22 protein-coding genes and 3 pseudogenes are annotated in these 24,834 nt (G+C 67.4%); 12 read left to right on the forward strand and 13 right to left on the reverse strand.

Annotated features, from left to right (window positions below; translation table 11 throughout):
* Positions 1-2: 2 nt before the first annotated feature.
* The 4 genes from AC1D0A_RS19340 to AC1D0A_RS19355 form a co-directional block, all read right to left on the reverse strand.
* Positions 3-662, reverse strand: coding sequence for a GntR family transcriptional regulator (locus AC1D0A_RS19340; RefSeq protein ID WP_243178030.1), 660 nt, complete (start codon positions 660-662; stop codon positions 3-5).
* 134 nt (positions 663-796) lie between these two features.
* A complete protein-coding gene (locus AC1D0A_RS19345; protein WP_476946566.1) occupies positions 797-1,789 on the reverse strand; it encodes a transketolase family protein in 993 nt (330 codons plus the stop codon).
* Positions 1,786-2,667 (reverse strand): transketolase, encoded by an 882-nt coding sequence (locus AC1D0A_RS19350; protein WP_439954096.1) that lies wholly within the window; start codon positions 2,665-2,667, stop codon positions 1,786-1,788. The genes AC1D0A_RS19345 and AC1D0A_RS19350 overlap by 4 nt, the downstream gene beginning before the upstream one ends.
* Positions 2,668-2,756: 89 nt before the next feature.
* Complete coding sequence (locus AC1D0A_RS19355; protein WP_243178027.1) at positions 2,757-4,094, reverse strand: MFS transporter; 1,338 nt, start codon at positions 4,092-4,094, stop codon at positions 2,757-2,759.
* A 194-nt stretch (positions 4,095-4,288) separates the two neighbouring features.
* On the opposite strand from AC1D0A_RS19355, the gene AC1D0A_RS19360 reads away from it, so the two are divergent.
* From AC1D0A_RS19360 to AC1D0A_RS19390, 7 genes and pseudogenes are all read left to right on the forward strand, one after another.
* Positions 4,289-5,113, forward strand: a complete 825-nt coding sequence (locus AC1D0A_RS19360; protein ID WP_476946567.1) for a sugar phosphate isomerase/epimerase family protein — start codon at positions 4,289-4,291, stop codon at positions 5,111-5,113.
* A gap of 33 nt (positions 5,114-5,146) precedes the next feature.
* Complete coding sequence (locus AC1D0A_RS19365; RefSeq protein ID WP_243178025.1) at positions 5,147-5,920, forward strand: SDR family NAD(P)-dependent oxidoreductase; 774 nt, start codon at positions 5,147-5,149, stop codon at positions 5,918-5,920.
* 112 nt (positions 5,921-6,032) lie between these two features.
* Complete coding sequence (locus tag AC1D0A_RS19370) at positions 6,033-6,197, forward strand: dihydroxyacetone kinase subunit DhaK (RefSeq protein ID WP_476946568.1); 165 nt, start codon at positions 6,033-6,035, stop codon at positions 6,195-6,197.
* A 25-nt stretch (positions 6,198-6,222) separates the two neighbouring features.
* Positions 6,223-6,363: pseudogene (locus AC1D0A_RS19375) on the forward strand (hypothetical protein); the annotation flags it as partial.
* Between the two features lie 147 nt (positions 6,364-6,510).
* Positions 6,511-6,973, forward strand: a pseudogene (locus AC1D0A_RS19380) (RpiB/LacA/LacB family sugar-phosphate isomerase).
* 199 nt (positions 6,974-7,172) lie between these two features.
* A pseudogene (locus tag AC1D0A_RS19385) lies at positions 7,173-7,433 on the forward strand (cytochrome c oxidase assembly protein); the annotation flags it as partial.
* A gap of 115 nt (positions 7,434-7,548) precedes the next feature.
* On the forward strand, positions 7,549-7,926 hold the full coding sequence (locus tag AC1D0A_RS19390; RefSeq protein ID WP_476946569.1) for a cytochrome c oxidase assembly protein: 378 nt from the start codon (positions 7,549-7,551) through the stop codon (positions 7,924-7,926).
* Positions 7,927-7,949: 23 nt separating this feature from the next.
* Here AC1D0A_RS19390 and AC1D0A_RS19395 read toward each other — a convergent pair whose 3' ends face one another.
* The 4 genes from AC1D0A_RS19395 to AC1D0A_RS19410 all read right to left on the reverse strand — a co-directional run bounded on the left by AC1D0A_RS19395 (position 7,950) and on the right by AC1D0A_RS19410 (position 11,745).
* Complete coding sequence (locus AC1D0A_RS19395; RefSeq protein WP_476946570.1) at positions 7,950-9,071, reverse strand: sulfite oxidase; 1,122 nt, start codon at positions 9,069-9,071, stop codon at positions 7,950-7,952.
* 162 nt (positions 9,072-9,233) lie between these two features.
* Positions 9,234-10,088 (reverse strand): SDR family oxidoreductase, encoded by an 855-nt coding sequence (locus AC1D0A_RS19400; protein ID WP_243178022.1) that lies wholly within the window; start codon positions 10,086-10,088, stop codon positions 9,234-9,236.
* 3 nt (positions 10,089-10,091) lie between these two features.
* Positions 10,092-11,096, reverse strand: coding sequence for an aldo/keto reductase family protein (locus AC1D0A_RS19405; RefSeq protein WP_476946571.1), 1,005 nt, complete (start codon positions 11,094-11,096; stop codon positions 10,092-10,094).
* 40 nt (positions 11,097-11,136) lie between these two features.
* On the reverse strand, positions 11,137-11,745 hold the full coding sequence (locus AC1D0A_RS19410) for a hypothetical protein (protein ID WP_243178020.1): 609 nt from the start codon (positions 11,743-11,745) through the stop codon (positions 11,137-11,139).
* Positions 11,746-11,976: 231 nt separating this feature from the next.
* Here AC1D0A_RS19410 and AC1D0A_RS19415 point away from each other — a divergent pair, with 231 nt between their 5' ends.
* Positions 11,977-12,453, forward strand: coding sequence for a YchJ family protein (locus AC1D0A_RS19415; protein ID WP_476946572.1), 477 nt, complete (start codon positions 11,977-11,979; stop codon positions 12,451-12,453).
* A gap of 26 nt (positions 12,454-12,479) precedes the next feature.
* Here the strand turns inward: AC1D0A_RS19415 and AC1D0A_RS19420 are convergent, their stop codons facing one another.
* The 4 genes from AC1D0A_RS19420 to AC1D0A_RS19435 all read right to left on the reverse strand — a co-directional run bounded on the left by AC1D0A_RS19420 (position 12,480) and on the right by AC1D0A_RS19435 (position 16,483).
* Positions 12,480-13,343, reverse strand: coding sequence for a hypothetical protein (locus AC1D0A_RS19420; protein WP_476946573.1), 864 nt, complete (start codon positions 13,341-13,343; stop codon positions 12,480-12,482).
* A gap of 116 nt (positions 13,344-13,459) precedes the next feature.
* A complete protein-coding gene (locus tag AC1D0A_RS19425; RefSeq protein ID WP_476943567.1) occupies positions 13,460-15,496 on the reverse strand; it encodes an acyl-CoA dehydrogenase family protein in 2,037 nt (678 codons plus the stop codon).
* Positions 15,497-15,559: 63 nt separating this feature from the next.
* Positions 15,560-15,898, reverse strand: coding sequence for a hypothetical protein (locus tag AC1D0A_RS19430; protein ID WP_243178018.1), 339 nt, complete (start codon positions 15,896-15,898; stop codon positions 15,560-15,562).
* 204 nt (positions 15,899-16,102) lie between these two features.
* On the reverse strand, positions 16,103-16,483 hold the full coding sequence (locus AC1D0A_RS19435) for a PepSY domain-containing protein (RefSeq protein ID WP_243178017.1): 381 nt from the start codon (positions 16,481-16,483) through the stop codon (positions 16,103-16,105).
* A gap of 164 nt (positions 16,484-16,647) precedes the next feature.
* Between AC1D0A_RS19435 and AC1D0A_RS19440 the strand changes: the two genes are divergently transcribed.
* The 3 genes from AC1D0A_RS19440 to AC1D0A_RS19450 are packed head-to-tail and all read left to right on the forward strand — an operon-like array spanning position 16,648 to position 22,663.
* Positions 16,648-18,120 carry a DUF3375 family protein gene (locus AC1D0A_RS19440; protein ID WP_243178016.1) on the forward strand — a complete coding sequence of 491 codons (1,473 nt, stop codon included), beginning with the start codon at positions 16,648-16,650 and terminating at the stop codon, positions 18,118-18,120.
* Positions 18,121-18,122: 2 nt separating this feature from the next.
* Positions 18,123-19,139 carry a DUF4194 domain-containing protein gene (locus AC1D0A_RS19445; protein WP_476946574.1) on the forward strand — a complete coding sequence of 339 codons (1,017 nt, stop codon included), beginning with the start codon at positions 18,123-18,125 and terminating at the stop codon, positions 19,137-19,139.
* Positions 19,136-22,663: an ATP-binding protein gene (locus AC1D0A_RS19450; RefSeq protein WP_476946575.1), complete on the forward strand. Its 3,528-nt coding sequence runs from the start codon at positions 19,136-19,138 to the stop codon at positions 22,661-22,663. The genes AC1D0A_RS19445 and AC1D0A_RS19450 overlap by 4 nt, the downstream gene beginning before the upstream one ends.
* 27 nt (positions 22,664-22,690) lie before the next feature.
* On the opposite strand, the gene AC1D0A_RS19455 is transcribed toward AC1D0A_RS19450, so the two are convergent.
* Positions 22,691-23,185 carry an FBP domain-containing protein gene (locus tag AC1D0A_RS19455; RefSeq protein WP_476946576.1) on the reverse strand — a complete coding sequence of 165 codons (495 nt, stop codon included), beginning with the start codon at positions 23,183-23,185 and terminating at the stop codon, positions 22,691-22,693.
* Between the two features lie 535 nt (positions 23,186-23,720).
* Here AC1D0A_RS19455 and AC1D0A_RS19460 point away from each other — a divergent pair.
* On the forward strand, positions 23,721-24,827 hold the full coding sequence (locus AC1D0A_RS19460; protein WP_476946577.1) for an iron-siderophore ABC transporter substrate-binding protein: 1,107 nt from the start codon (positions 23,721-23,723) through the stop codon (positions 24,825-24,827).
* Positions 24,828-24,834 lie beyond the last annotated feature (7 nt).

A 24,834-nucleotide genomic window follows, 5' to 3' on the forward strand; every position in this document is an offset into this window, starting at 1 on the left:
GGTCAGGCCACCAGGTTGGCTGCGGCGACGTCCATGTGTTCGAGGACCGTCGTGCGGGCCAGTGTCGCGTTGCCGGTCTCGATCGCGGCGACGATGTCGTGGTGCCGGTCCACGCTCATGTTCTTGACGGCCCTCTCGATCCCGGCAAACATGATGGACATCCGAATGGAGCCCTCAAGCGACTCCCAGGAGTGCAGCAGGGTCTCGTTTCCGGTGAGCCGGCACAGTGTCCGGTGGAACTCCAGATCGGATTCAATCCGTTCCTCCAGGCTGGCCTCGGCGGCCGCGGCCATGGCATCGACGGCCGAGCACAGGGATGTAATCACGGAGGCCCGGTCCGGCAGCTCACACAGTGTCCGGACCGCAAGCGATTCGAGCGCGGCCCGGACAGCGAAGATGTCCCGGATTTCCTTGCCGTCCAGGTGCCGCACGGACAGCCTGCCGCGCGGTCCGGCCGACAGCAGTCCTTCTTGCTCCAGCTGGCGCAGGGCCTCGCGCAGTGTTCCGCGGCTGATCTGGAGCATGTCGGAGAGTTCGGTCTCCACCAGATGCCGTCCTGGCTCCAGCTCTCCGCTCGTGATGGCCGTGCGCAGGGCAGATAGCGCCTGCTCGCGGAGGCTCTTCTTTTCCAGTCCGAGAAGCGGGGCTGTTGCTCCGGCCATTGTTAGTCCTCACGCTCAGCGGTCAACTGTTTGTCAGTGGTCAACTGTTTACAGTTCGTGTGTTAACAGTTGATGGTACGGCACGGGCGGGTCCGGCAGCTGCCGGCCCCCGCCCGTAGGCTGTTCCCTCCGGCTCAGCCGAGTTCGGCGAGCACCTTGGCAACGACCCTCTGCACCGAGAGGCCGTAGCGTTCGTGCAGGGTGGGCAGCGCGCCCGCGTCCAGGAATTCGTCCGGCAGCGCTACCGGCACCACCCGTTTACCCAGCCCCGCGGTGACCACGGCCGAGGCCACGGTCTCGAACAACCCGCCCACCACACTGTGGTTCTCCAGCGTGACCGCGAGGCGGTCGGTGTTCAGCTCGGCGAGGACCGTCGCGGCGTCGAACGGCTTGATGGTGGGGGCGTGGACGACGGCGACATCCACGTGGTGGGCAGCCAGCGCCTCGGCCGCCTGGAGTGCCCGCATGGTCATCAGCCCGCTGGAGATGAAGACGACGTCACGGCCGCCACGCAGGACTTTCGCCTTGCCGAGTTCGAACGTGTAGTCGTACTCGTCCAGCACGGTGGGGACGTTGCCGCGCAGCAGTCGTAGGTACGTGGGGCCCTCGCTGGCGGCCAGTTGGGGGACGGCCTGCTCGATGTCCAGCGAGTCGCACGGGTCCACGATGGTCAGATTGGGCATGCCGCGGAAGATCGCCATGTCCTCGGTCGCCTGGTGGCTTGGACCGTAGCCGGTGGTCAGCCCCGGGAGCCCGCCGACGATATTGACGTTGAGGTTTGGCTCGGCGGCATCCAGGCACAGGAAATCGTAGGCGCGCCGGGCAGCGAACACCGAGTACGTCGAGGCGAACGGGACCAGGCCGGTCTCAGCCAGGCCCGCCGCGGCGCCGAAGAGCAGCTGTTCGGCCATGCCCATCTGGAAGAAGCGTTCCGGGAATGCCTGGGCGAAAATGTGCATGTCCGTGTACTTGCCCAGGTCCGCGGTCAGTCCCACGATCTTGTCGTTCACCTGCGCGGCCTTGACCAGGGCGTGCCCGAACGGCGCGGACGCGGTCTTCTGGCCCGGGCCCGCGAAGGAGGCGATCATGGCAGAGGTTTTCAGCTTCGGTGTTGTTGCGGTACTCATCGTGCGGCCTTTCCTTCGAAACCTGCGGTCAGCTGCTCGCGGCAGAGCTGCCATTCGTGTTCTTCGATGCGCATGAAGTGGGCTTTTTCGCGGTCCTCGAGCAGCGGCACGCCGCGGCCCACCTTCGTGTCGCACAGGATCACGGAGGGACGTCCGACGGCGGCCGCCTGGGCTGCCGCGTTGTCGAACGCGGCCAGCAGCGCGCCGACGTCGTTCCCGTTCACGCGCTGGGCGTACCAGCCAAACGCCTGCCACTTTTCGGTGACGGGCTCGGTGCGCAGCACGGTGTCGGTCTTGCCGTCGGCCTGCAGGGCGTTGATGTCCACCATGGCGGTGAGGTTGCCGAGGTGGTGGTGGTGGGCGCCCATCGCGGCCTCCCACGTGGATCCCTCGTCAAGTTCGCCGTCAGAGAGGAAGTTATAGACCCGGGAACCCGAACCCTGGTAGCGCAGGCCCAGGGCGGCGCCGACGGCGATGGAGAGTCCGTGGCCGAGGGAGCCGCCGGAAATCTCCATGCCGGGGGTGTATGTGGACATCCCGGACATCGGCAGCCGGGAGTCGTCCGAGCCGTAGGTCTCCAGTTCCTTGACGGGGATGATTCCGGCCTCGGCGAGGGCCGCGTAGTGGCCGATCGCGTAGTGGCCGGTGGAGAGCAGGAACCGGTCGCGGTCCTCCCACTCAGGGTCGTCGGCGCGGAACCGGAGCTGGTCCGCGTAGACCGCGGCGAGCATGTCGGCCGCGCCGAGGGCCTGGCCAACGTAGCCTTGGCCTTGGACTTCGCCCATGTTCAGGGCATGGTGGCGGATCCGGTAGGCGGCCCCTTCGACCCGTGCCAGGCGTTCTGCCTCGGCGTCGGAGGCGTTGCCTCGGGTGGTTATTTCCTGTGTTGAAACCACGATTCTTCCTTTCAGATATGACGTGGCGAGCTGCTGCGGGAGGCCTTCGACGGCTTCCGGGCGGTGCGTATCTACGCGCTCACGTGGGTGGGGGTGCTTTTGGTAGCCTGATCGGCGAAATCCCGTTCGCGCTTGCCCCAGGTTTCACGGGTGGCGACGGCGGCCCACAGGCCGATGGCGGCGTAGGTGCCGAAGAGCAGTGCCGGTCCCATCCAGCCGAAGCTGACGAAGAGCAATGTGGTGATGAACGGGGTGAACCCTGAGACCATGGCCGAGATCTGGTAGGCCAGCGAGGCGCCGGAGGCGCGGGTCTTGGCCTGGAACAGCTCCGGGAACCACGGGCCCTGGGCGCCGGCCAGGGAGTTCTGGCAGACGGCGTAGGAGATCACGAGGGTGGCGATGATGAAGATGAACAGTCCGGTGTTGACCAGCAGGAACATCGGCACCGCGAAGGCAACGGCGAAGGCGCAGGACCAGATATACAGCGGGCGCCGGCCGATCCTGTCCGTCAGCCGTGCCCAGGCCTGGGTGGCGAAGATGCCGATTGCGGAGGCGATGCACAAGGCCACGAGCGTCTGCGACTTGTCGGCCAGGTGCTGGCTGTTCAGGTAGGAAATCATATAAGTGATGGACACGGCGTAGCCGGCGGTCTCGGCGATGCGCAGGCCGATGCCCTTGACGATGTTGCGCCAGTCGGTCTTCAGGACCTCCTTGATGGGCGACTTGACGATGTCGCCGCTGTCCTTGACCTCGTCGAAGACGGGGGATTCGGGGACCTTGGAGCGGATGATCAGTCCGACGACGACCAGCACGATGCTGGCCAGGAAGGGAATGCGCCAGGCGAGTTCGCCGCCGAGCTGGACGCTGAAGAGGAACACGAGGTTGGCCAGCAGCAGCCCGACCGGGAAGCCGGCCTGGACCATGCCTGTGTACTTTCCCTTCGATTTCCAGGGTGCGTGTTCGTAGCTCATGAGGATGGCGCCGCCCCACTCCGCGCCGAAGGCCAGGCCCTGGACGATGCGGACAAACACCAGCAGAGCCGGAGCCAGCAGACCCACCTGGGCGTAGGTGGGGAGCAGGCCTATGACGAAAGTGGCGATGCCCATGAGGATCAGGGAGGCCACCAGGACCGGCTTGCGGCCGACCTTGTCCCCAAGGTGCCCGCCGATGATGCCGCCGATCGGGCGCGCCGCGAAGCCGACACCCAGGGTGGCGAAGGCAGCCAGGGTTCCGGTCACAGGATCGCCGGTGGGGAAGAAGGCCGTACCGAAGTACAGGGCAGCCGCTGTGCCGAAGCCGATGAAGTCATAGGTTTCGATGACGGCGCCGACGCTGGAGCCGATCGCGACCCGTTTCGCTTCCCTGGTGCCGTGCACCGGGCCCCGCATGGTGAGAGCTTCGTTGCTCATGTCAATCCCTTTCGAAGAGAGCTGCCGACGCTTCCGCACCGACACTGTCGACTGTTAACAGATGATACGCCAGTGTGACCCGCGCCATAAGGCAATGTCAACAGTCAACTTCAAAGGTTGACTGTTGACAGTCGAATTCTATAGTGTGGTCCATATCACCACCGCCCCCGGGCGCAACCAGAGGATTAACGACGATGTTCAATTCCCGACTCGGCTGCTCGTCCATCAGCTTCCGCCACCAGAGCCTGCCAGAGGCCCTGCGCACCATCGAAGGCCTCGGCTTCGAGGAACTAGATCTCGGTGCGCTACCCGGAGTGTGCGACCACGTTCCCTACGACCTCGACGCCGATGCCGTCGCCGCCGTCACGGCCGAGGCCGTTGCCTCCGGGCTGCGGGTCCGGTCGGTCAACGGGGACATCGGGGACCTGAACGCCTTGCTCGACGCCGACGCACACGCAGCACGAAACCGGCACCTTGACGCGCTGCTCAGCTTGGCAGCCGGCACGGGCGCCAAGGCGCTGGTCCTGCCCTGCGGCGCCCTCGGCCGCGACCCGGTCCGCAGCCTCGACGAGGACCTGGACACCATTGCCGCGCAACTCACCGCCGCCAAGCGGCGGGCCGACGTGTTCGGCGTCGAGCTCTGGACCGAGTCCCTGCACTTCCTGCGGTTCTGCTGGAACCTCGAGCGCGCGGAATTGCTGGCCGGGCGGCTGGCCGGTTCCGGGGTCGGGATCGTCATGGACTTCAGCCATATCGTGGCCGCCGGCGAGGATCCGTTGGACTACCTCAGGCGCCATCAGGGCCGCATCGCCCATGTTCACTTGCGCGATGCCGTGCCGGGAAACATCAACCTCAGCATCGGCAACGGCCAGGCCGATTTCGCCGCCGGCCTGGAGGCCCTCGCGGCCGACGGCTACACCGGCCACTTCTCCCTGGAGCTGGAGACCCGGGACGTGACCCACGGGGAGCGCCCCGCGGCGGCCGCCAAGGCCGCGAGCTTCATCACAGACCTCATCTGACTTGCCACACCAACGAACAACCCAAGGAGCATCATGAGCACCATCCAGCGCACCGCCGTCCTCACCGGGGCAACCTCGGACCGGGGCATCGGCATCACCACCGCACGCCGCTACGCCAGCCAGGGTTGGGCCGTGGTGATCCTGGACCTCGATGGCGAGAAGTCCGCCAAGGTCGCAGCGGAGATCGGAAACGAGTTCACCGTTCCCGCCTTTGGCTACGAGGTCGACGTCGCCAGCGAGGACTCCGTGACAGCCGCGTACAACGCCGTGGCCGCCGAAGTCCGCTCCGGCAGCCTTCCCGCCGTCGGGGCCCTCGCCAACATCGCCGGCATCACCTCCCCGGTGCCGTTCCTCGAGACCACCCTGGAGCTCTGGAACAAGGTCATGGCCGTGAACGCGACGGGAACCTACCTTGTCACCCGCGCCTTCCTGCCGGACATGATCGCCAGCGGCTGGGGCCGGATCGTGAACATGTCCTCCGTCTCTGCCCAGCGCGGCGGCGGCGTCTTCGGCAAGGTGCCCTATTCCGCGGCCAAGGCGGCCATCCTGGGCTTCACCAAGGCCCTGGCCCGCGAAATCGGCAGCACCGGCGTGACCGTCAACGCCATCACCCCCGGCGCCGTGGACACGAATATCCGCGTGGGCAGCACCGAAGAGCAGGAAGCGGCCATCAACGCCGGAATTCCGCTGGGGCGCAACGCCAGCACCGAGGAAATCGCGGCCGTCATCACCTTCCTGTCCTCCGAGGAGTCCGCCTACCTCACCGGGACCACCATCGATATCAACGGCGGAAGCCACATCCACTAGCAGTCCCGCCGTTGAGAAGACCGCGAGCAGCGGAAAGAGCCCACGATGACCAGAATGTTTAACAACCCGTCCGATTTCGCCGAAGAAGCCCTCGCCGGCTTCTGCGACGTCCATGCGAGGCGGCGCCGTCCGCCGGTACCGGCCCCGCCAACCGAAGGTGGCCGTGCTGGCCGGCGGCGGCTCGGGGCACTACCCGGCCTTCGCCGGGCTGATCGGCACCGGACTGGCCGACGGCGCCGCCGTCGGAGTCGGAAAAATGACGCGGCATTGCCGGTGATTTTACGGTCTTCGGCGACAAGACCATGGTGGACGCGCTGGTCCCGTTTGCCGGGACCTTCAGCCGGCTCACCAGCGCAGGGGCCGGGGCGGATGCCGGGTGGGCGGAAGCTGCGCGGGAGGCTGCCTCCGCGGCCCAGGCTACCGCGGCCCTGCGCCCGCTGAAGGGCCGGGCGCGGCCCCTGGCGGAAAAGAGCGTGGGCACACCCGACCCCGGAGCCACGTCCCCTGGCGATGGTGTTCACTGTGTTCGGTCCGCACCTTGCCGGTGTGCGGCAGGCTGCAGGGGCGCGCCCGTGAGCCCGGGAGCAGGGATCCGGCTCATTGTGGGTGCGGACGAAGCCGGAGTGGACTACAAGGACCAGATCCTGGCGGACCTCCGGACGGACCCGCGGGTGGCCGAGGTCATCGATATCGGCGTCAACCGCGGCGACGCCCCGGAGGAGTTCGCCAAGCCTTACCCGTACGTGGGCATCGCCGCGGGCGAATTGATCCGGGACGGGCAGGCGGACCGGGCCATCCTGTTCTGCGGCACGGGGATCGGTCGCCATTGCCGCCAACAAGGTGGACGGCATCCGGGCCGCGACCGCCCATGACTGCTTCAGCGTGGAGCGGTCCGTACTCTCCAACGACTGCCAGGTCCTCACGATGGGCCAGCGCGTGGTGGGACTGGAACTGGCACGGCGGCTCGCGCGGGAGTGGATCGGCTACACCTTCGATCCCTCGTCCGCCTCGGCGGACAAGGTCAAGGTGCTGACCGGCTACGAGGGATGCTGAGGCCTGCCCCGGGCCGCCCGGCCAGGCACGGGCCCGGCGTCTTCCAAGAAATGGTATCTATCATGAGCCCGTGCCGCCCCTTGATGTAGTCCTCACCGCCTGGCAGATCGACTGGGCCGCCGCCGCCCTGATCGGCGGCTCGGCGTTGCTGTATGCGCTGGGCCTGAGGGCCGCGGCGGCGCGCGGGCACCGCCATCCCGTGTGGCGGACGCTGGCGTTCTATCTTCTGGGCCTTGGGTCCCTGACAGTGCTGACGTGCGGGTTCCCTGGCGTCTACAGCGCGCAGCTCCGGTGGGCCTTCACGCTCAAGATTTCCCTGCTGCTCTTCGTGGTGCCGCTGCTGATCGGCCTGGGAAAACCCATCTCCCTCGCCCGTACGGCCCTGCCGCCGCGCGGCGTCGGCCGGCTGAACAGGGCGCTCGCCCACAGTGCGGTGCGGTTGGCCGGCAACTCCATGGCCGCCCCGCTCCTGGGCCTTGCCCTCTTCTCCACCTTCCTGACTCCGGCGTTCTACACCCTCCGCACAGCCCCCTCAGCCGAGGCGCTCCTGGACGGTCGGGGTCCCGCTGCTTGGCATGATGATGGCCCTGCCGATCATCGAGGACGCGGACTTCCGCCGCTCCAGCGCGTTCTTCATCATGGAGTTCGTGTTTGTTTTCATCGAGTTGCTGGTCGATGCCGTGCCCGGGATCCTGCTGCGCCTCAACGGCCAGGTGCTGGATCACGTCGCATCGACGCCGTCTGCGCTGGGCTGGTTCCCCAACGCCCTGCGTGACCAGCAGCTGGCGGGGGACGTCCTGTGGTTCATCTGCGAAATTGTCGACTTGCCCCTGATCATCCTGATGTTCATCCGCTTCTCCCGCAGCGACAAACGCGAGGCCCGCGGCTTTGACGAGCTCACGGATTCCCAGCTCGATGAACTGAATGCGGAGCACCTGCGGCGCGGCCGCTAACTCCCCGCGCCCCGGGTGGGGCGCTATGCCACGCTGACCTTGATCCGCTGCACCACGTTGTTGCCCATGCCCTGGTAGTTCCATTCCGGTTCCAGCGGCTGGACCGCGCCGCTGGCATCCGTGGCACGGCAGGAGAGCTCGTGTTCGCCCGGATCGGCCACCCACGGCATCGACCACGCACACCACGCGAACGGCGCTGCCGGGTGCTCCAGATGGGCCGCGGCCCACTTTCCGTCGATTCCGACGTCGACGCGCTGCACGGCGCCCTGCCCGGACCAGGCCCGGCCGGTGAGCATCACCGGTCCCGGGGGCAGGATCCGGCTCCGGGTGAAGAAATCCGGGACACCCGGGGGCACCATGAGCGAGCGGACCTTGATCCAGGTGACCGGGATTCCGGGATCCTCGGCATCCTGCTGGTAGCGGTACGCCACCGCCTGCTGGAAACCGTCATAGGGTTTGGTCAGAACCTTGATCGAGGTCAGCCACTTCACGCTTGCCATGCCGTACCAGCCGGGCACCACAAGCCGGAGCGGATAGCCGTGCTGCGGCGGCAGGTCCGCGCCGTTCATCCGGTAGGCGAGGACGACGTCGGGACGCAGGGCCTCCTCGATCGGCAGGCTGCGCGCGTACTGCTGGGCGACGCCGCCCTGGCTGCCGGCGTCGGCCCCGGTGAAGACCACCTCCACGGCGTCGTCCTCCACTCCGGCCCGCGTCAGCAGGTAGGCGAGCGGGACACCGGTCCACACAGCGGTCCCCACACCCTCGAGTACCCACGGCTGGCTCAGCGGACGGGGCCGCAGGAGGGACCGGCCGTTGCCGGCGCACTCCAGGGTGACCGGGAGGGTGATGCTCGGTGCCCGGAGCAAGGCACGCAGGCTCAATTCGAAGGACCGCTGCACGGCGCCGCCGATCCACAGATGCCAGTGCTCGGCGTCGATGAACGGGATGTCGAAGTGCGTCAGTACGTAGTGCAGTCCGGGCGGTGTGGTGTCGCTCCGCAGGGCCTCGAGCGGCATGGAATGGTTCCGCACGGCGAGCTGGAGTTCCTCCGTCGTCAGCGGGCCGTGGCTCGGTTCGCCGGGATGCGCCCGGGGTTGTCCGGCCTGCCGGCGCGGACTCTTCAGGACAGAAGAGTGTCTGGACATTTGCTTTGGCATGGCATGCCGCGATTCTTTCCGGACCAGCCCGGTCCCGGTCCTGTGAAGGACCCGCCGGTTTAGTAGGTATCACCTGGTCTCAGGTCTACGCCGCAGCCCGGAAACCGTCAACACCGGGACGCACCGGTCCCGCCCCTTCCGGTCCAGGGGCTACAGCGTGTGCGCCTCGGCCAGGAACTGCGCCAGGCTCAGCGGTTCCCGGCCCGTCAGCTCATGCACCGCCGACGTCGGACCGGCGAGTTCGCCGGCGGCGATGGCCGTGTAGGTGCTTACCCAGGCGTCCACCTGCCATGGCGGGGCGCCGTAGGAGGCGCGGGACCCGTAGGCCTCTGCCAGGGTCTCGTTGTGGAAGGTGATGGCCCGGTCGGTTCCGGCGGTCAGGAGTTCGGCGGCGCGGGCCAGCGAGATGTCTTCCGGGCCGGTCAGGTCATAGGTCCGTCCCACATGCAGGGACGGGTCCCGCAGCACGGTGACGGCCGATCGGGCAATGTCTGACCGCGCCACGGCAGCCATGACGCCGTCTCCGGCGGGGCCGCGGATCACGCCGTCCTCGCCGGCCAGCAGCGGCAGGAAGTCCAGGTAGAAGTTGTCCCGCAGGAACGTGTAGTCCATGCCGGAGGCCTTGATGCGCTCCTCCGTCGCGAAGTGGTCCCGGCCCAGCGTGAACGTGGAGTCCGGCGCCGCGCCGAAGAACGAGGTGTACACGATGTGCTGGACGCCCGCTGCGGCCGCGGCATCGACGAAGGCATAGTGCTGCTGCAGCCGGTCCTCGGCCTCGGCTGCGGAGACCATGAACAACGTTTTCGCCCCGGAAAGCGCCGTCTTCGTCCGCTCCGGCTCGGCGTAGGTGGTGACGAAGGGGACGGCGCCTTCGAGCTCAGGTGCCCGGGCGGCGTCCCGCACCAGGAGCCGTTGCTGGCTGCCGGCCTGGGACAGCTGCCTGGCCACCAGGGCGCCCAGCTGGCCGGTGGACCCGGTGACGGCAAGCTCGGGAGCGTTGGTCATGGCCTAGGCCTCGCGGGAGGCGGGGGACTTGGTCTGCGCGGGGTCGCGTTCGGCCAGTGAGCCGATGACGGCGTCGATCTTGTCCATGATCACCGGGTCCAGCTTCACGCCGGCTGCCGCGACGTTCTTCTCGATCTGCTCCGGCCGGGACGCGCCCATGATCGCGGAGGCCACGTTCTTGTTCTGCAGCACCCAGGCGATGCTGAGCTGTGCCATGGTCAGCCCAGCCTCCTCCGCGATCGGCTTGAGCTGCTGGACGCCGGTGAGGACCTCGTCGGACATCCAGCGCTCGATCATCCGCGAGCCGCCCTTGGAGTCCGTGGCGCGGCTGCCCTCAGGGGCAGGCTTGCCGGGGTGGTACTTGCCGCTCAGCACGCCCTGGGCAATCGGGGACCAGACAATCTGGGACAGGCCCAGTTCTACCGACGCCGGAATCACCTCGGCCTCAATCACCCTCCACAGCATGGAGTACTGAGGCTGGTTGGAGATCAGTTGGAAGCCCAGTTCCTTGGCGAGGGCATGGCCGTCGCGGATCTGGTTGGCCGTCCACTCGCTGACCCCGATGTACAGGGCCTTGCCCTGCCGCACGATGTCCGCGAAGGCCTGCATGGTCTCTTCCAGCGGCGTCTCGTAGTCGTAGCGGTGTGCCTGGTAGAGGTCCACGTAGTCGGTCTGCAGCCGGGTGAGGGAGCCGTTGATGGATTCTATGATGTGCTTGCGGGACAGGCCAAGATCGTTGTGGCCCTTGGGCCCGGTGGGGCCGAAGACCTTCGTGAAGATTTCCAGCGATGCGCGGCGCTCGTCCTTCAAGGCTGCTCCGAGGACCGTCTCCGCCGCTGTGTTGGCGTACACGTCGGCCGTGTCGAAGGTGCTGATACCGGCGTCGAGCGCGGCCCGGACGCACTGGGTGGCGACGTCGTTCTCCACTTGGGAGCCATGGGTCAGCCAGTTGCCAAACGTGATTTCTGAAATCTTGAAGCCGCTGTTCCCGAGGTATCTGAATTCCATGGGTTCCAACGTAGCGGACTTGCCTGCCCGGGGTAAGGGCTCAGCCGGCCTTGCGTTCCTGGAGCGGCTGTTTGGCCTTCCCGGCCGGCGGAGTGCCACGCAGCGCCACGAGCGATCCGGTGTCCAGCAGGGACTTCGCTGCGGGCATGGGCGGCTTTTTGAACGCCCGCGGGACGGCGCCAAGTGTTCCATTGGTGTCTGTGGCCGACTGCACGAGGGCAGAGACTTCCGTGATGTCCTGTGCCGGTGCCAGGGGGTCGGGCAGGTCCCGGACGGTGACCCGGACGGCGGGTCCGGCCTCGGCCCTGGCCCTCGCGGCGGCGCGGGCATCTGCCCGGGCCACGGCGGCCGCCCACTCCGGGGACAGCGCGGGTTCCTTTTTGGCTGCATTCCGGGCGGGGCGTGCGGGCTTCACGGCCTTGGCCGGCCGGTGCGGCGCCGGCTCTTCCGCAGCCCCATTTTCCCGTGATACCGGGGTTCCGCGGACGAGCCCGGCGACGGCCAGGACAACGACTGCCGCCAGCCGGCCGATCCCTGCGAGCACGAGGGTGGCGGCGAAGACCAGGAAGAGGCCGAGGAACATGAAGAACGCCACGCCGAGGGTCCCGAAAAAAGTCAGGTTCAGCGCAATGGTCGTTGGATCTTCCATGTCACCTCTCCTTGCCGGCCTGCTTCAGCGTGGTCCCTGCCGCAAGCACGCAGCGGGCAGGAGCCCCCTTAACAATACGTACTTTTCGCTGGCCCCGTGCCGCCCGCGGCAGTCGTGGCGAATATGTGTCAAAGCCGTTATCCGCGGGGCGGGGCACGGGCCCCGCCGGCCGGGCGTCTATAGTCGGAGACAGCCTCGCCGGCGTCGTCCGGCCCGCCGGAAGGACATCTTATGACGCACGCCGCAGCAGCCGATTCCGAGCCCGCCGGAGCATCCGGCACGGACCGGTCCGTGAGTATTCCGGAAGCGGCATATTCCGCGTCGTATGAGGGGAACTGCCCGTGCCTGTCGGGCGAGGCGTATGTGCACTGCTGCGGCCGGTTCCATCGCGGGGACGCCGAGGCGCCTACGGCGGAGCAGCTCATGCGCACCCGGTACAGCGCCTTCGTGGTCCGGGACGCGGGGTACCTGCTCCGGACCTGGCACCCGGACACTCGGCCCGCTGAGCTGGAGTTTGACTCCGGCATGCAGTGGCGACGACTGGACATCCTCTCCACCAGCCGCGGCGGCCCGCTGGACAGCGAAGGCACTGTGGAATTCGTGGCCCACTACCGGCACGAGGGCGAACGGGGCCTGCACCGCGAAAGCAGCCGCTTTGTGCGGGTGGACCGGCGCTGGTACTACGTAGATGGCGTCGTTGCCGGCTGAGGCCTCCGGAGCTGACGCCGTCGCGGCTAGGGGCGCCCGGCTGAGTTGTCCCGTGCTGAGTTCTCTCCGGCTGAGTTGTCCCTGACGGTCTGGTTCTCAACCGTTGCTGCCGGGCTGAAGCCGGCCCGGTCCACCCTGCGGTGGAAACGCATTCCCGCGAGGCCGCCCAGCACTGCGCCCACCAAAGCCACCGCGGCCACGACGATCGCCGCGATGATGCTCAGGGTGTTCAATTCGCCCTCGTTGATCGGGATCCGCGGGAAGCTGTTCAGGTTGGCCAGGATGTTGAAGCGCTGCCCGGCGACCAGGCCCAGCACGGCGACGACGATCGCGGCGATCAGGGCCCAGATCCAGACCATGAAGCCCTGCTTGGCGCCGTTGAAGCGGGCCATCCGCCCGGCGACGTATCCGCCGCAGTAGTAGGCGACCAGGAGGATCACGAGCAGCACGATGATGCCGGTCAGCCCGACCGTCTGGTTGCTGGAGGCCTGGTCGACGGCGTCGTTCACATCGGTGTTGGTGGCCAGTCCGACGGCGGTACCGCCGGCAGCGACCAGCGCGGTGAGCAGCACGGCCGTACCCGTGGCCGTCAGCCAGCCGAAGAATGCCGAGCCGACCTTGATGCCGCCGAACTGTTCCTTCTCGCGGGCCACTACCGTCTCGCGCGTGGGGATCTCTTCCACGACAGTGTCGTGGACAGTCTCGCGGACCGGTGCGTCGCGGACGGGGTCGACGTCGCGGACCGGTGCGTCGCGGACGGGGTCGACGTCGCGGACCGGTGCGTCGCGGACGGGGTCGTCGTGGCGGACTGCTGTCACGGGACGGGTTGTGGCGTCGTCCTGCGCGGCGTGGCGTGGTGTCTTGTCGTCGGGGCCTGCGGTGCTGCTCATGAGGGCTGCTCACTTTCGCTGAATGACCGGGCACCCTGGAGGTGCCGGTCTGGCGTCAACCTAACCACGGCGGAATCCGGTTAGCAAGGATGCTTACTATCCGTGGCGGCGGCCCGTCAGCGGTACTTGCGGTGCAGGTCCTCCCGGACGGAGGCACGCCGGCTGGCGTCCGCGATCCACGGACCGGTCCCTTCGGACTGGTCGAGGATCCCGGCCTCCAGCCAGGTGTAGTCCCCGGCCAGTGTCTTGCGGGCCAGGGCATGGTCGGCGTCATCGGTGTTCCGCCACAGCCGGTCGAAATATTCGTCAACGCGAACGCGGGCCTGTTCGCAGTACGCCTCGGCGAGTTCGTACGCGGAGGCGCCGCGTTCCGGCTGCGTCCGCAGCAGCATCTCGGCGCGCGAACAGCAGGCGGCCATGGCAAACAGCTCCGCACCGATGTCCACGATCCGGCCCAGGAACGCCTGCTTGTGCTCAAGTTTGGCCTGCCACCGGCCCATCCCGTAGAAGGTCTGCCGGGCCAGGCGCCGGGAGGAACGCTCCACGTAGCGCAGCTGTTTCGCGAGCCGGCCGAAGTCGCTGTAGGAGCGCGGGTCCATGCCGGCGCCGGCCACGAGTTTGGGCAGCCACTTCGCGTAGAAGCCGGAGGCTCCGACGGCGGCCTTCGCCTTGTCGGAGAGGCGGGCGTCCTCCGAGGCGAGGTCTCCCGCGGCCGCCAGGTGCGCGTCCACGGCTTCACGGGCGATCAGCAGCCTCATGATTTCTGAGGATCCCTCGAAGATCCGGTTGATTCTCATGTCGCGGAGCTGCTGTTCCGCGGCGACGGCGCGCTCGCCGCGGGCTTCGAGGGAGTCCGCCGTTTCAAAGCCCCGGCCGCCGCGGATCTGCACGAGCTCGTCCGCGATGAGGCAGCTGATCTCCGTGGACCACAGCTTGGCCAGGGCCGCCTCGATCCGGATGTCTTTCTGCCCGGCGTCGGCCATTTCCGCGGAGAGTTCGAACACGGCGTCCAGGGCGAAGGCGCTGGCGGCGATGAAGGCGATTTTCTTGCCCACTGCCTCATGCTGGCCGATCGGCCGGCCCCACTGGGTGCGGGCGTCGGACCATTCGCGGGCGATCTTCAGGCTCCACCGGCCGGTGGCGACGCACAGCGCGGGGATGGAGAGCCGGCCCGTGTTCAGCGTGGTGAGGGCGATCTTCAGGCCCTGGCCTTCCCGGCCCAGCCGGTTGGCGGCCGGGACCCTGACCTGGTGGAAGCGGGTGACGCCGTTTTCGATCCCGCGGAGCCCCATGAAGGTGTTGCGGTTTTCCACGGTAATGCCGGGGGTGTCCATTTCGACCACGAACGCGCTGATGCCGCCTTTATTGGCGGTCCCGTCCGCATCGGTGTGCGGCGGCACGAGGGCCATGACCACGACGAGCTCGGCGATAACACCGTTGGTGGTCCAGAGCTTGACGCCGTCCAGGAGGTACGAGTCGCCGTCGTCGGAGAGGACGGCCGTGCTGCCCATCCGGGCGGGGTCGCTGCCGACGTCGGGCTCGGTGAGCAGGAAAGCGGTGACGGCGCCGGCGGCGCAGCGGGGCAGGTATTCACGCTTCTGGGCCGGAGTGCCAAAGACCTTGACGGGCTCCGGGACGCCGATCGACTGGTGCGCGGAGAGCAGGGCGCCGAGGCTTGGGTGCACCGAGCCCAGCAGGGCCAGGGCGCGGCCGTAATACACGAGCGTGAGGCCCAGACCGCCGTATTCGCGGGGAATCTTCATTCCGAATACACCGAGCTCCGCGAGCCCCTTGAGATAGTCGTCCGGGATCCGGTCGTCGCGTTCGATGGTGCGCCCGGACATCGTGCGGCAGTAGGCGGCCAGCCGGGCCATGAACGCCTCGCCGCGTTCGACGTCGTCGGCGGGAGCCTCGGGCCACGGGTGAATCAGCGACAAATCGAAGCTGCCGAGGTAAAGGCCCTTCGCGAAGCTGGGCTGGGTCCAGCTGGTTTCGCGGGCGGCCTCGGCAATGGCGCGGGCGTCGGCGGCCGTCGCGTCGGGGCCGACGTGCTCAGGGGCCCCGGCGGCCGCCGGAATCGGAATGCCTGATGTTGGAGAATCTGACGCTGGAGTACCGGGTGTGGTGGCGGGGTCTTCGATGGCGGAGCTCACGGGGCATCTCCTCTAACCGGGTGACCGGCTTGAGCCCTGGATCCGCCGCGGGTGGAGGACCCTTCAGCTGTCCCGCAATACTACTCGCGGGTAAGTGCCTGTGCTAGGGGAGGCCTGGCCCGGAAAGTCGGACCGGAAGTCCGTGCCGAAGTCGACCTGGAAATCGGCGGGCATCTCCACCGTTGAGGCGTGGTGGACCAGCCGGTCCCAACTGTGGTTGATGCCCTGGACCAGGCCCACCAGCGCGCCGGCCACGAGGTACCAGGCGAGCCGGCCGACACCGACCAATACCATGGCCGCGAACGCGGACACCATCATGAAGGCGCCGATCATCACGGCAAACACGAGGGTTCCAATGACCACCATCGTGCCGGTTTCCACTGCGCTTAGGTCGAACTGCATTCTTCCCCCTGCACCATTGCTCCGGTTGAACCAGTAGCCCGAGCGTAGGGTGCCGTGGGCGTGCTGAACTAGGGTCCTTTGGACATTGGCGGCCTCTTGATACGGGATCGAAATGCTACCGGGGCGTAGGTCACGGCGGTGTTGCGGCACCCTCGCCGATCGCGGGGGTCGCACCGCTTGCCAGTGCCGGGAGGCTGCCCGGTGTCAGTCTTCATCGTGTTCAGGGGCGCTCTGGCTCATGACCTGGAAGTCCGCGCCGAGGGCGACTTCGACCTGGGACCCGTCGTTTAGGCGTACCTCGACCTCGTAGGCCGCGCCGGAGTCGTCATCCCGCTCCACTTCGGTGACGCTGCCCTGGCCCACCTTCGCCAACGCAGCCTGTGTTGCCATGGCACGGTCGGCGTCACTGAGCGCCGGTCCATCGGAATCGTCACCGATCTCAAAGTTCCCGATCCTGGCGGTGAGGGCGCCCGCACTTCCGGACCAGACATCCCTGGCCTGGGTGGCCCCGACCGCAATTGACGCTCCCCCCAGCACCACCGCTGCAGAGGCCGCCCCCGTGATCCAGATCGTTCTCTTGCGCATGACCGTCTCCCTTCGGCTGGTCATTCCAGTGTGCGCCGACATAGGGGAGCAGACAACGATAAATGCGGACGGGGCCCTGCGTTAACCTTGTAGCTGGCAGTTTTTCGAATCCGCTGCCCCGCAACGCCACCCCAAACCATCCCCTGGCAGCCGAAGGAGAGCGCGTGTCCCGTTCCGCCGTGTCATCAGCCGACGCCATCAGCACCCGGCTCCGGGACCTTGAGCTCCTTACCAAGGGACCTGCCTGGGCGCTGACGCGTTCGGCGCCTTGGGTGATCGCCGTGCTCCAGGCCTCCTTCACCCGCACGCGCGCGCAGCTGCCGCTGGAACAGTTCCACGCCGACGTCGACGCCTTCCTCGAGCAGCTCCGCCGGCAGGCCCCCGGCACGGGAGAGCAGCACAGTGGCTCGGCCAACGGCACACTTTCCGGAAAGAAATACGCGGACGAATGGACCCGCAAGAACTTCCTGACCCGCCGGAACCAGTCGGGCCAGATCGTTTACGAAGTCACGGAGCCTGCTGCCCGCGTCCTGGCTTTCCTGGACAGCCTCTCCAGTGAGCGGTCCACGCTGAACGGCTCCCGGCTCGGCACACTGCTGGGCGACGTCGAGAAGCTCGCCAACGAGACCAACCCGGACCAGAGCGCTCGCATTGAATCCCTCGAGGAGGAGATCGACGAGCGCCGCCAGCTGATGGAAGACATCAGCTCCGGCGATTTCGACGGGCTGCTCGACGACGACGAGGCCGTGGAGGCGGCAGGCAACATCCTCGATCTCGCGGCCAGCCTGCCCGCGGACTACAAGAAGATGCGTGACCGGATCGAAGAGCTCGTGGGGGAGCTGCGCAACCAGATCATCGAGGAATCGCTCAGCAAGGGCGCCACCATGGCCCAGGTGCTCGAGGCCGACAAGCGGCTGCGGCAGAGCCCCGAAGGCCGGACGTTCCGCTCCTTCACCGCGTTCCTGGAGGACCCGCAACAGCAGCTGCGCTTCCGGTCGGCGATCGGCGAAGTCCTGAGCCGGCAGTTCGCGGACGAGCTCAGCCACGATGAACGCGAGACGCTTAAGAACCTTGTGGCCGAACTCCGCACCCAGCACAGCCAGATCCAGCGGATCTACGGCAAGCTCAGCGAGAGCCTCAACACCTACGTCCAAAGTGACGACTTCCGGCAGTCGGTCCGGCTCCGGAAGGTCCTGCGCGAGGCTGAGCAGGCGATCCGCACCCTGCCGTACGAGCGCGAACGGCCCGGCCTTGTCCGCGGCCCGGTGCTGTTCAGCGCCGGTTTCGAGTCCCTGGCCATGGTCAAGCTCTTCGACCCTGACGAATTCGCGGCTCCACCCAAGCTGGCCGACCCCATCGCGTTCTCCGACTCGGACCGGGCGCGCTCGCCCCGGACCGCCAAGGCCAAGCCGGAGGCCATCCGCGCCGCGCTCGCGGGGGCCTCAACCCTCACCGAGGCCTGGGCGCAGCTGCCGGCAGAGGAACGCCACATCAACTCCATCCGGGCCCTGTTGTCGCAGACCCTCCACGAAGGCGCCGGCTTCGACCGGGGGACCTGGGGACCCATCGAATTCGAACAAATCGACGGCACCACCCGCACCGCTTACCTGCCCGTCGTCACGCTCGCGAAGGATTGACTATGACTGAAGAGACTGTGACCGAGACCCTGACCGAGACCCAGACAGAGACCGCGGCGGCGGACCCGCAGTCCGCGCCCGAGTCTGCGCCCGCGGACAGCGACGGCGCCCACGTCCGGAGCGACCCCTTCACCGTCACCCCCCGGGACACCTTCGTCGACGGCGCCGCGCTCTTCCCGGGCGACACCGGCGTGCTGCCCATGAAGGTGCGGCAGGCGCTCGTGAAGCTGCTCAAAGGCCCCTACATCGACGGCGGCCGCGACGAAAAACTGTGGACCACGCTCCTGGACAACCAGCTGATCCTGCGCAGCCGCCTCTCCGAACTCTTCCTGACGCTGCAACTGGACCACGAGCGCAAGGTCGCCGTCCTGCGCCCGGTTGACCCCGAGGCGATCGGCGGCAGTACGCGGTCCAGTATCCTGCGCCAGCAGCGTGCCCTGAGCCGGGTCGAGACCATCGTCCTGCTCCGCCTGCGCCTGCTCCTGGACCGGCACGTCACCGCCCAGACGGACCCGACGATCACGCGCGAGGAAATCGCCGAACTCGTCGCCCACTACCAGCCCACCGGCCAGCAGGACGCCCTGCGCGATGCCGACGTCGTCAATCGCGCTATCACCAAGCTCCTGGCCCGTCAGCTCCTGCTCGCCACGGGCCTGGACGAGGTCTACACCATCTCCAACGCCCTCCCGCTGGCCCTGCCGTTCGAAAACATCGGCGACATCCCGGCCCAAATCGAAGCCCTGGTGGCAGCCAGCACAGACCAGTCGGGAACGGAGCCGCTCCTGGAGCTCGACACAGACACCTCGGCAAACGCGGAGGAAGACCCGGACGACGACGACGACGCCGCCACCGAAAGTGACCCGACCAACGACGACGGCGATGCCGCCCCGGGAGTGGCATCGGGCCTGTCGGAGCCGCGCGCTGAGCTGATCGAAGATCAGCTGCGCGGCGCAGGGGCGGGGGCGGCATCGCCGTCGTCGTCACCCAGCCACACTGAAGAAGCCGAGGAGACCAAGTGAGCATCGCAACCATGCTCCCGATGGGCGAGCTTACCAACCCCGGCCAGATGCGCCTGGCCCTGGTCCAGGTGGTCAACTGGGGCACATTCCATGGCGCCCACACGATGCACGTGGACCGCAACGGCACACTGCTGACCGGCAATTCGGGCGTCGGAAAGTCCACGCTGTTCGATGCCATGCTTCGGGTCTTCGACGCCCGTCCCCGCTCCAACGAAGCTGCGGCACAGCGGGCAGGCGGCGCCGTCGAGGACAAGCGCACCACGTTCACGTACATGCGCGGCAAGGTAGGCGACAAGGCCGTGGGGGAGGGCTCGGCGAGTGCGTTCCAGCGCCCCGGCGCGACCTGGTCCGCCGTCGCGCTGACGTTCGACAACGCCGCCGGCACGCGGGTGACGGTTTCGGCGCTTTTCGACCTGCCCAAGAACGGCACGGAATCCAGCGTCGGCCGGTACTACGTGATCGATAACAAGCCGCTGGACCTCGCGGCGATCGAGGGCATCGCGGAGAAGCGGTTCACCAAGTCGGCGCTGGACGCGATCTTCCCGGACGCCCAGATCTTCGACGTCCACAAGGCCTTCGCCGAACGATTCCGCCGCCTCCTCGGCATCAATTCGGATCAGGCCCTTCCGCTGCTTCGCGTCATCCAGGCCGGCAAGGGACTCGGCGGCAGCGTCAACACCTTCTTCCGCGACCAGGTCCTCGATGCCCCTGCCACGCTGGCCGCGGCGGACGACGTCGTCGAGGAATTCAGCAACCTCATGTCCATCCGGCAGCGCCTCGAGGACGTCCGGCAGCAGCGCGACCAGCTCGCCCCCGTCCCCGGGCTGAACAAGGAATACGCGCAGGCGCTCCTGGACGCGAACCGGCTGCGGGACCTAACAGGTGAGGAATTCGAGGCCTACAAGCAGCAGCTCGCGGTCACAGTGCACGAGAAGACCCTGGCGCGGCTGAAGGAGCTGGCCCAGGCGAAGGCCACGGACCTGGCCGCCGAACGCGCTGTCCGTGACGGCTTCGCCAAGGAACTGCGCCAGCTGGAGGGCGAGTACAACAACCAGGGCGGCAACGCGATTTCCGCGATCGAGCAGTCTCTGGAGAACGCCCGGGTGGGGCTCAAGCTCCGGCAGGAAGTCGAGGCATCGACCCGCAAGGCGCTGACCGACGCCGGGCTGGAACTGCAGTGGTCGGCCGCCGGCTGGGATCAGGCCCACGAGCACGCCGCGGCACGCTCGGCTGAGCTCCAGGACGATTCCGAAGCGCTCAAGGAACTGCGCTTCGAGGCCTTTGATGGCCACGCCACCCGGAAGCGCGAACTCGCCGCGGCCCAGCAGGAGCTCGTCTCGCTGAAGACGCGCAAATCGTTGCTGCCGCCGTCGAGCATTGAAAACCGGAGCGCCATTGCCGCTGCCACGGGCGTGCCCGAGGAGCAGATGCCCTTCGGCGGCGAGCTGATCGACCTTGCCGAGGGCCAGGAACAGTGGCGCCCGGCTGCCGAGCGCGCGCTGCGGAGCCTGGCCACCACGCTGCTGGTCCCGGGCGAGCACTTTGCTTCAGTCACCCGTTACCTCAACGACCATTCCGTGCGCGGAGCGCTGCGTGCCGTGGACGTCTCCCGGCCCCTGGCCGGCGGTGCGCTGGCCGTCGAGGACGTGGCCGATCGCGACTTGCTGACCAAGCTCAGTTTCCTCACCGATGCCGGGCTGCCCGCCGGGCCACACGCCCAGGCGCTTGCGCAGTCCAGCGCCTGGCTCCGCGAACGGATTGCCCTCGACTTCGCCTACCCGTGTGTGGAAAACCCGGACGAGCTCGCCGGCCTGGACAAGGGCCTGAGCCTGGGCGGTGTGGTCAAGCGCAACCGCCACACGGTGGAAAAGGATGACCGCTTCACGTCCCGCCAGGACTACGTCCTCGGGTTCGACAATGCCGCCAAGCTCGAACTCGTGGCGGCCCAGGTTGAGGACCTGCAGCAGGAGCTGGCCAAGGCCGCCGAGCTGGCGCAAAGCCGGGAAGAGTCGCACCAGAGCATGACCCGGCAGCTTGAAGCCTTGCGCCGGGTGGCCGAGGACCACCGGCCCTGGGAACAGGTCTCGGCCGCCGTGGCCGGCGAGGAGCTCGTCCGGATCGAGCAGCGCCTCAAGGACGCCCTCGCCGCACAGGCCGACCTCGAACCGCTCCGCGCCAGCATCGAAGCCGCGCGGCACAAGCACCAGTCCAGCACCGAATCCGCCGCCGTGCTGCAAAGCGAGTACAAGGCCCTCGACGCGCGCATGACCGCCGCTGGTGCGCTGCTCGATGCCGCACGCACCCGGCTGGCGCAGGCACCGCCGTCGGACGCCGGCGTCGCCGCGCTGGAACCGTACTTCACCGGCTTCGGTGACGTCCTGGAGATGCACGAACTCGACAACCTCGCCAACCAGGTCCGCACCAGGCTCCTGGCCGAACTGCACGTCGCCGAGTCCCGCGGTCAGGCCACCTCGGAGCGCCTCACCCGCATTTTCGAGGGCTTCGTCCGGGAGTGGGGCACGGCGATTTCCGCGGACCACGGCACCTCGATCGGCGCCGCGGGGGAGTTCGAATCCCGCTACCACGCGATTGTCAGCGACGGGCTGCCCGCCCAGGAGGCCGAGTTCCGGCAGTTCTTCAACCAGCGGACGCACGAATCCTTTTCCACCCTGCTGCACCTGCTCGACGAGGAGCGCCGCGCCATCACGAGCCGCATCCTGCCGCTGAACGGGATCCTGTCCGAGGTCAACTTCCACGAGGGCAGCTTCCTGGAACTCGACATCAAGCAGACGCTGCCGGCGACGGCGAAGCAGTTCAAGGACGCCATCCAGAACGCGCTCAAGGTCCGGCACACCCGGCCCGGCAAGGCGGTTACTGCAGCGTCCGCCGCTGCGTCCGGGGCGGAGGGGGACGACGACGCCGAGCTCACCACCCGCTACAAGTCGCTCGAAACGCTCGTGAAGCGGCTCGGCTCGCAGACCCCGGAGGACCGCCGTTGGCGGGCCGAAGTGCTGGACGTCCGCGGCCACCTGTTCATCCAGTGCAAGGAACACCGCGAAGTCCAGGGTGCCGGTTCCAAGGGCGCCGGTGCCAAGGGGGCGGCGAAGGGCGCGAAGAAGACCGAGGTCTACATGCACGCGGACACCGGCTCCATGTCCGGTGGCGAGCGGCAGCGCTTCACCGCGTTCATCATGGCGGCGGCGCTGAGCTACCAGCTGGGCATCGCCGAGCAGGGCTTCACCACGTACGGCACGGTCATGATGGACGAGGCGTTCGTGCTCGCCTCGGAGGAATTCGCCGGCGCGGGCATCAAGGCGCTGCATGAGTTCGGCTTCCAGCTCCTGCTGGCCGCGCCGGAGAACGTCATCGACCTCTCCCGGCACCTCGGCTCGGTGACGGAGATCCTCCGGGACAAGCGCACCAACCGTTCCGGCGTCCTGACGGCTCCGGTGATTGCCGCACGTCCGGGCACGGAGGGCACTTGGCGCTCCGAGGCAAACCCCGTGGACATCGTCCTGCGCTGACCTCACCCCTCGTTGCTTGTGTCGGGGCTAGTTGCCTTGGACGCGCTCCACGAACTGGGCTGTGCGGGCCACCAGCCCTTCGATCTGCCGCAGCACGACCGCGGCCGGGTCCGGGTTGATCTCGTTGGCCGCAGGCTCCACCCTGACATTGCGGCAGCACAGGAAATCGGCGCAGATCAGGGTGCCCAGCGTGTTGCCGTTGCGGCCGGACTGCCCGGCGCGCTTGGCCACCCACAGCAGGACGTCGTCCTTGGAGAACACGTCCCGGCACAGCTCGCAGAGCACGGAACGGTTCTTCTTGGCCCCGCCTTCTGGGGCCCGGAGCATGATGCCGGTGGGACCCTTCGGTCCCTGCACCACGAGATAGCCGCGGAGGGGCATCTTCGCGTCCCGCCAGGCCAGGAAGTCCAATGCTTCCCAATCCAGGGTGTCGAAGCTCTTGGGCAGATTGAGTTTGGCGGCTTCTGAGCGGCTCGTGTTGATGAAGGACGAGCGGATCTGCTGCGCCGTGATTTTTTGCATGACGGACACTTTCGAAAATCGGATGGCTCCGGCCAGACGGGCGCACGGCGCGCCTGGCGGATTGTGGGCAGAAGACTGCCAGCCTGCGACTCCGGTGTGGGGCAAGGCGTCTCGCGGGACTAGTCCGTGTTGGTTCGGGACTCCGCGGGAAAAGCCTGCGCGGGCCGGGCTGGCAGGAGCGAGGGCGCGGAGCAGGCCACAGCGGCCACCCCGCTAACCGTGGCAGCAGTCATCGTCGCGATGTCCATGCTCACTTCCCCCGTCCCAACACATCGCCGGTTCCGATTATCCGGCGAGGCCATCCTTGCAAAGCCCGGGATTCGTGTCCAGTTCGCATCCCGCACCGGGTGGCTGTGCCTTGAGTGGTGCAACGCCTTGAGTGGTGCAACGTCTTTAATGGTGCAACGCGGGGCGCATCGATGCTCCGGTGCACTTCACAGGGCAATTGAGATAATTAAGTTACTCAAACCTTTCTTAATTGCACAAAGGGTAGGCTAGCCTTACTTAGGTTTGCATCACTTACCTAAGGAGTTCCGTGGCTTCCGCCCTTTTCACCCGTTCAGGCGGCCGCCCCGCCGGCCGCCGCCGCAAGAGCGCAGTGCGGGCCGCAGCCCTTCTGGCCGCCGTCGCGCTGACCCTGACTGCCTGCTCTACCGGACCTGCCGGCTCGACGGCGGCGGACGCTCCCTCCCAGCCGGTCAGCACAGCCTTCCCGGTGACCATCAAGCACGTCTTCGGCGAGACCACCATCAAGGAACAGCCCAAGCGCGTGGTCACCGTTTCCTGGGTCAACGACGACGTCGCGATCGCCCTCGGCGTGGTTCCCGTGGGCGTGCCCAAGAACGAATGGGGCGGTAATGACAAGGGCTCCACGCCGTGGAAGGACGCCGCACTGGAAGAGCTCGGCGCCGGTTTCGGTTCCGCGAAGGCCCCCGTCCAGTTCTCCGAGGCTGACGGCATCAACTTCACCGAGATCGCCAAGCTGAACCCGGACGTCATCCTCGGCGCCTACTCCGGCCTGACGGAGGAGGACTACAAGAAGCTCAGCGAAATCGCCCCCGTCGTGGCGCACCCGGAGCTGGCCTACGGCACGCCGTGGCAGGACTCCACCACCATCATCGGCAAGGCCCTTGGCAAGGAAGCCGAAGCGTCCAAGCTGGTCTCCGACACCGAGGCCACGATCAAGGACAAGGTCTCCAAGTACCCCCAGATCGCCGGAAAGACCTTCATCTACGGCAACCTGGAACCGGACAAGAGCGACGGCGTCAACGTCTACACCGCCAACGACAACCGTCCCCGCTTCCTCAACGAAATCGGCATGAAGCTCGCATCCGTTGTTGAGGACAACTCCAAGGGCTCCAAGGAATTCTTCATCCCGTGGTCCGCCGAAAAAGCCAACGAACTCACTTCGGACATCTTCGTGACCTGGGTGCCGGATGCCGCCACCACCGACTCCATCACGGCTGACCCGCTGCTGGGCCAGATCCCGGCCATCAAGACCGGCGCGCTGGTTGCGGACTCGAACAACACGCTGACCCTGTCCATCTCCGCTTCGTCGCCGCTGAGCCTGCCGTGGTCCCTGGACACGTTCCTCCCGCAGCTGGCCGGCGCCGCGGACAAAGTCGCCACTGCAGCGAAATAGCACGCAT

It is taken from the genome of Arthrobacter sp. P1_D4, from assembly GCF_056406115.1.